5 protein-coding genes are annotated in these 6,658 nt (G+C 68.7%); 1 reads left to right on the forward strand and 4 read right to left on the reverse strand.

All coding sequences use genetic code 11. From position 1 onward, the window contains the following. Positions 1-80: 80 nt before the first annotated feature. Both ACWKY3_RS02990 and ACWKY3_RS02995 read right to left on the reverse strand, forming a co-directional pair. Positions 81-1,691 carry an FAD-dependent oxidoreductase gene (locus tag ACWKY3_RS02990; RefSeq protein ID WP_449314935.1) on the reverse strand — a complete coding sequence of 537 codons (1,611 nt, stop codon included), beginning with the start codon at positions 1,689-1,691 and terminating at the stop codon, positions 81-83. Between the two features lie 184 nt (positions 1,692-1,875). After that, positions 1,876-3,390: a response regulator transcription factor gene (locus ACWKY3_RS02995; protein WP_449314936.1), complete on the reverse strand. Its 1,515-nt coding sequence runs from the start codon at positions 3,388-3,390 to the stop codon at positions 1,876-1,878. Between the two features lie 259 nt (positions 3,391-3,649). On the opposite strand from ACWKY3_RS02995, the gene ACWKY3_RS03000 reads away from it, so the two are divergent. Further along, positions 3,650-5,173, forward strand: coding sequence for an MDR family MFS transporter (locus ACWKY3_RS03000; protein ID WP_449314937.1), 1,524 nt, complete (start codon positions 3,650-3,652; stop codon positions 5,171-5,173). A 67-nt stretch (positions 5,174-5,240) separates the two neighbouring features. Here the strand turns inward: ACWKY3_RS03000 and ACWKY3_RS03005 are convergent, their stop codons facing one another. Next, positions 5,241-6,092 (reverse strand): TrmH family RNA methyltransferase, encoded by an 852-nt coding sequence (locus ACWKY3_RS03005; RefSeq protein WP_449314938.1) that lies wholly within the window; start codon positions 6,090-6,092, stop codon positions 5,241-5,243. Continuing rightward, on the reverse strand, positions 6,089-6,658 hold a 570-nt coding region (locus ACWKY3_RS03010; protein WP_449314939.1), incomplete at its 5' end, for a cysteine hydrolase family protein. The genes ACWKY3_RS03010 and ACWKY3_RS03005, both read right to left, overlap by 4 nt.

The following is a 6,658-nucleotide window of genomic DNA, read 5'->3' on the forward strand; positions in this document are numbered from 1 at the left end:
CAAGGTGCGAGGGGGTAGAGGCTGGGGAGGCCCCCGATGCGCGCCTGAAAGGCGCGTCGCAGGGCCTCCCGACTCAGGGCTTACAGCCCGGCGTACTCGAGCGCCGACTGCGCGGCGATGCGGCCGGTGACGGTGCCCATGCACAGCGACGCGCCGCTCACGGCGTAACGCAGGTAGAACAGCTCGGCGTTGCCAAGGGTGCCGCCGGCGTACAGGCCGGGCACGGGCTGGCGGTTCTCGTCGAGCACTTCGGCTTTCGTGCTGATGGCAAGCGCGCCGAACGAGTCGTTCGTGTTCGGCGTGATCTGGATGGCGTAGAAGGGGGCCTGCGTCAGCGCCTGCAGGTCCTCGGGCTTCTTGTGGAAGTCGGCGTCCTCGCCAGCCTCGCACAGGGCGTTGTACTTCTCAACGGTTTTGACGAGCGGGTAGCTGGGCAGGCCCGCCTCCTCGGCCAGCGCCTCGATGGTGTCGGCCGTGTTCACAACGCCCTTCTCCACGCCTTTCTTGACAAGCTCCAGGCGCTTTTCGGGAAGCTGCGAGTCGCAGATGATGAAGAACTTCTTGCGCCCGCTTTGCACGAACGGCGTGAAGTAGTCGAACTGGCTGGTCATAGACTCGTTCGCGCAACGATAGCCCAGGTCGGTGACGAACACGCCGGTGTTCACCATGCGCAGCGAGCTCAGCTCGTCGTTGAGCGGCAACGGCTCGTGGCCCACCAGGTGGATCTGCGACAAGCCGCCCTTGAGCAGCACCATCGCGCCCGCCTGCCGTGCCAGCTCAATGCCGTCGCCGGTGTTGCTGGGGCTGGAGAACGTGTGCCAGCCCACCGCGCCGGGAGCGTAGAGCTCCTTCGACCAATCCTGCCCGTCGAAGCCGCCGCACGCCAGCATGACGGCCTTCGCGTTGATGACGTACTCGGTGGAGCCTTGGCGCGCCTTCACGCCGGCGGCTGCCCCGCCGTCCATGATCACCTCGACGGCGCGCGTTTCCATCATAAGCTCGACGCCGTTCTTCTCGGCCTCGGCGATGAGGTTGTCCACCAGCCCCTTGCCGCCGGTGGTGGACAGCATGGAGCGGTCGGTGGCGCCCTCTTCGGGCTTCTTGTCGAAGTCGCAGCCCATCTCAACGAGCCAGTCCATGGCCGCGCCGCCGTTTTCGGCCACCAGGCGGCAGATGTCCATGTTGGCGTCGCCGTCGGACTGGTCGAAGTAGAACTGGGCGATCTCCTCGGGCGTGCCGTAGTCGGTGTAGCCCAGCTCGTCTTGCTTCTTCGACCCGCAGCAGTAGAAGTTGCCGGAGCAGATGGACGAGTCGCCGCCGGTGACGTCGTGCTTCTCAAGCACGATCACCTTGGCGCCCGCGCGCGAGGCCTCCACGGCCGCGCTCATGCCGGCGATGCCGCTGCCCACCACCACGAGGTCGGCGTCCTTCGTCTCCTGCTTGTCGGCCGGCTTCTCGGCAGCGGCCTGGATGGTGTCGGGGGCGTCTGCGGACGCGGCGCCGCTGGTTGCATCGGCGCTGTTCGCGGTGGAGCCGGAGCCTGCGTTCGCTCCCGCGCTCGTTTGCGGAGCGCAGGCGGCAAGGCTGCTCCCGGCGGCAAGGGCGGCCGAGGCGCCCAGCCCCAGCACGAAGGCGCGGCGGCTCAGGCCGGAGCGCTCGGGGCGCTCCACGGTGTTCCCCTGATCTGACATGTGGTTTCCTCCCTCTTGAAACGGAACGGTTGCTGTGGGACGGGCATGTTGCCGTCCGCGGGCCATCTTGGGGGAAGGGCGGGCGCCGTGTCAGCCCCAAAGTGGGTGGGGGAGGGTGGGCAAGGGGCCGAACGCGGCGCCGCAAGGCGCCCCTCCACTCTGGGTGGTGGCTTTTGAGCAGGGGTTACAGGCGGCCTTGTTCGAACAGTTCCACGCGGTCGAGGAGGTCTTGCTTGTCAACCGCGCCGCTTTTCTGGTAGATGTTTCGGATGTAGCCCTTGACCGTGTTGGGGGAGAGGCCCAGCTCTGCGGCAATGTAGGTGCGCGTGCGGCCTTGGCCCAGCAGCACGAGCACGTCCGTCTCGCGCGCGGTGAGGCCGCAGCGTTCGGCGAAGGAGCGCAGCAGTTCGGCCTGCAACGCCAGGATGTCGGCGGGTTCGGGGCGGACGGAGGAGGTGTTGTCCGGGCCTGTCGCCGCGTCTGCGGAAGCGCGCGAGCCCGCGGAGGGCCTGGCGTTCGCGGCCGCAGCCTGCGCGCGGCGCTGCTCGAGGCGCGCGGTGACCACGGGGCTGAGCGCCAGCACGAACAGCGACACCAGCGACACAAGCGCAAGCCCCATGGCCGGGTTGTCCTGCGACAGCACGAACGCGCCCAGCAAAACGCCCGCCAAGATGAGCAGCCCCGAGGCCGCCAGCGCAAGACCCAGGTACACCCACATGGACACGCGGTCGCGCTCGCCCAGCAGGCACACGGCCACGCGCACGTTCATTCCCGTCAGGTAGAACGCCGTGAACACGAGCACGGCGGCCGCCACGTGCAACTCGGGCGAGTTGATGAACGGCAACGCCACCAAGGCGAGCGCGACCACGGGGAACAGCACGTTGTACAGGTCGTTCACCGCGATGGTCCGCTTGCGCCGCGTCACGTACGCGAGCAGGGCCGCGCACGCCGCCAGGATGCCCGCCACCGCCTGGGCCTCAATGGGCACTGGATCGCTTCCCGTCCTGGTGGCCACCTGGCTCACCGCGCCGAACACAAACGAGAACACCGCCAAGTACGACACGGCCTTCGCGAAGTCGCCCGCGCCTCCCTGCGAGAAGCTGATGCGCAGGTCCGCCCGCTCGGGCACGGGCCGCCGCAGGGGAGGAACCGCCGAGACGACGATGATGACAAGGGCGAACGCGATCTCGGTCGCTCCGGACGCGTAGAAGATGAGCGCCGCTATGCCCGCGCCGCACAGAAACGCGAGCGGCACGGTGCGCGCAAGCGAGATCCGGCCGGCCTCGTGAAGCGCCGTGATGCGCGCCATCCATCCCAGTTCAGCCGTTGCCAGCCCGTAGCCGATGGCCCCCGACGCCAAAAACGCGTAGAGCCAGCCGCCTTCGACAAGCCCTATCGTGCGTCCCAGCATGAGCAGGTTGCCGACAAACACCGCAGCGTAGGCGCTGGCCATGTGCGCGCGATGGGAGGACGTGCGATGGAACAGGTTCGCAAGCGCGGTAAGGGCCATAGTGAGCGAGTGCGCCAGGAAGAACAGCGCCCCAAACGCGTCTCCCGCGCCGTGCGACAGGCTCATCTCCTGCAAAAACGTGCTGGAGATCATGAGCGGGAAGGCGAGTCCGCACACGATGCCGTAGCCGACGACGCTCGTCGCCTGCACGTGCTGCCGCTCCAGGCTGTCCGCCGCGCCTTCGTCCATATCGTTCCTTCCGTGACCGTCATCCGTATTCTAGCAGCCCCCCCCCTTTCAATGTGGGAGAGGTTTCGCATTCGTGCTGCGGGCGTTTCCTCGGGCGGACGGCGGGCGGGCGGGAGGGCCCCAGCCGCAAGCGCCGCGTTTGCGAACGGGCGCATGGCGCGAGGCTGACGGCACGGTGCCCGTTTCGGCCTGTCCTCTTTGGGGCGTTGCGCAAGCGCCATACTCTGCCTCGTCTGTCGGATGAGCGGGAGGAGCGGGTATGGAAGATGCGAAGCGACCGTCGCGCGGAGTGGCCGCCGTGTTCGCGGGGCTTTTGCTGGCCATGTTCGTGTCCACGCTCTCCGAAACGGTGACGGCCACGGCGCTGCCCACCATCGTGGGCGACCTCGGCGGCGTCGACCACATGCAGTGGGTGACGACGGCCTACATCCTGGCGTCCACCGTCATGATGCCCGTCTACGGCAAGCTGGGCGACCTGTTCGGCCGCAAGCGCCTGTTCATCGTGGCGCTTTCGGTGTTCGTTGCGGGGTCGGCCACCTGCGGGCTTGCGCCCAGCATGGACGGCCTCATCGCGGGGCGCGCTGTGGAGGGCTTGGGAGGCGGCGGGCTTATCATCTTGGCGCAGGCCACCATCGCCGACATCATCCCGCCGCGTCAGCGCGGCAAGTACATGGGCGTCATGGGATCGGTGTTCGCCGTGTCCACGGTGGTGGGGCCACTTCTGGGCGGGTGGTTCGTGCAGGTGACGGGGTGGCGCTGGCTGTTCGCGTTCAACATCCCGCTTGCGCTTGCGGCCATTGCGGCGGTGGCGGTGTTTTTGGAGAAGCCCGCGCCTCGCGCCGACCGCCCGCCGGTGGACGTGGCCGGCATGGCGGTGTTGGCTGTGGCGGTGGCGTCCCTTGTGCTGGCCACCGCGTGGGGCGGCACGCTGTTTTCCTGGACGTCGCCGGAGGTGCTGGGCCTGTTCGTCCTGTCGCTTGCGGCGGCGGTGACGTTCGTGCTGGTGGAGCGTCGCGCAAGCGAGCCGGTGATCCCGCTCAAGCTGTTTCGCAACCGCAACTTCGTGGTGTGCACCGCCACGGGCATGTTCATCATGCTGGGGATGATGGGCACGGTGTCGTATCTGCCCACGTACTTCCAGATAGTGGACGGCCTTGCGCCCGAGCAGGCCGGCCTCATGACGTTTCCCATGATGGCGGGCGTGCTGGCCACGGCGGTTGCCGCAGGGTTTCTGGCCACGCGGACGGGGCGCTACAAGTGGATGCCCGTCGCGTCGTGCGCGGTGGCGGCGGTGGGTTTCGTGCTGCTGTCGCGGCTTTCGCCGGACACGCCGTTGCCGGTGGCGGGCGCGTTTTTGTTCGTGCTGGGTTTCGGCATAGGGCTGGGGCAGCAGATCCTCGTGCTCATCGTGCAAAACGAGTTCCCGCACGCCATCGTGGGCACGGCCACGGCGGCCAACAACTTCTTCCGGCAGATCGGCTCCACGCTGGGCGCATCGCTTGTGGGCGCGCTGTTCACGTCGCGGCTGGCGGCCGATCTGGCCGCGCAGCTGCCGCGCGTGGACAACGTCAACATGAACCGCATCACGCCCGAGTACGTGCAGCACCTCGCCGAACCTGCGCGGAGCCTCATCGCCACGGCCTACTCCGATGCGCTCGCGCCTATCTTTTTGTACGTGGTGCCGCTGCTGGTTGTGGGTTTCGCCCTCATGCTCACGCTGAAGGAGCACCCGCTTGCCACGAGCGTGGACCACGGGGGCCATCCCGGCGACGAGTCGCTGTAACGCGCCGGACGGCTGCGCTCGGGCATCCGGCGGCCTGGTGGAACGCTGGGGATTCGCGGCCTGCGTCCTACGCTCGCAGTTGCCAGAAGGCGACGGCGCTGGCGGCGGCCACGTTGAGGGAGTCCACGTTGTGGGCCATGGGAATGCGCACGGTGTAATCGCAGCGCGCGATGGTGTCGCGCGCCAGGCCGTCGCCCTCGGTCCCCAGCACGATGGCCAGGCGCTCCTCGGCGTTGAGCGCGGGGTCGTCCAGGGGCACGGACGCGTCGGTGAGCGCCATGGCCGCCGTTTTGAACCCAAGCTCGCGCAGAAGCGGCACGCCCTCGGCCGCCCAGCCGCCCGCGCCCGTCGCGCCGGCGGCGGCCGCGTCCCCGATGCGCGTCCAAGGCACCTGGAACACGGTGCCCATCGACACGCGCACGGCACGGCGGTACAGCGGGTCGTAGCACGCCGGCGTCACCAGCACGGCGTCCACGCCCAGCGCCGCGGCCGAGCGGAAGATGGCACCCACGTTCGTGTGGTTGGTGATGTCCTCCAGCACCGCGATGCGCCGCGCGCCCGCCACCGCTTCGGCGACGCTCGGCAGCGCGGGCCGTTTGAACGCGCCGAGCGCTCCGCGCGTCAGCTCGAAGCCCGTGAGTTTCGCCAACTCGTCGTGCGGGGCCACGAACACGGGCACCTTTTCTCCCCAGCGCGCAACTGCCTCGCTTATGATCGGCTGCATGGGGGCGAGCCATTTCTCCTCCATGAGCAGCGACAACGGCTCCATGCCGGCCGCGAGCGCCCGCTTAATCACCTTGCCGGACTCGGCGATGAACAGCGCCCGCTCAGGCTCCAGCTTGCTGCGCAGCTGCGCCTCGGTCAGCCGCGCGTACGCATCAAGCCGCGGATCTTCAAGCGTGGGAACCTCGATGATCATCGCGGGCCCGCCTCGCTCGGTCGGCATGCCGCGCGGGCCTCGGCTACAACGTCGGGCATGTCGGCAAGACCGCGTTCGCAGAACTCCCCGCAGGAGAGGATGTGCGCGCCCACGCAGCGCATGTCCTCGATGCTGGCGGCCTGCACCTGGGGCGAACGCGACGACGTGCAGTCCTCCACGATGGCCACGTTGTAGTCGAGCGAAAGCGCGTCGTAGCAGGTGGTGCGGATGCAGTTGGGCGTCGTGGTGCCCGTGAGCACCACCGTGCCCACGCCCAGGCGGCGCAGCACCAGGTCTAGCTGCGTGCCGAAAAACGCCGAGAACCGCGGCTTCACGATCACGCGATCGTCCCCTTGGGGAGCGAGCGGTTCCACCTCCGCAAGCGATCGCGGGTTCGCGCACGCCCGCGAGAGCGGACGGCCGCCCGCCATCCAGTCGGCGCGGCGCGTGGCCTCCACGTTGGAGCCGTCCTCGGCGTACTCGCGCACGATGTGGAACACGGGCATGCCCAGCTCGCGCGCCTTGTCGAGCGCGCGCGAGCACGTGGGCACCGTGGCGGCCGCCCC

It is taken from the genome of Rubneribacter sp. (genome assembly GCF_965361815.1).

What these genes read in the sequence shown, in the direction of transcription:
- ACWKY3_RS03000 (WP_449314937.1), top strand. Translation starts at nt 3,650, where the DNA reads ATGGAAGATGCGAAGCGACCGTCGCGCGGAGTGGCCGCCGTGTTCGCG.
- ACWKY3_RS03005 (WP_449314938.1), bottom strand. Translation starts at nt 6,092, where the DNA reads ATGATCATCGAGGTTCCCACGCTTGAAGATCCGCGGCTTGATGCGTAC.
- ACWKY3_RS02990 (WP_449314935.1), bottom strand. Translation starts at nt 1,691, where the DNA reads ATGTCAGATCAGGGGAACACCGTGGAGCGCCCCGAGCGCTCCGGCCTG.
- ACWKY3_RS02995 (WP_449314936.1), bottom strand. Translation starts at nt 3,390, where the DNA reads ATGGACGAAGGCGCGGCGGACAGCCTGGAGCGGCAGCACGTGCAGGCG.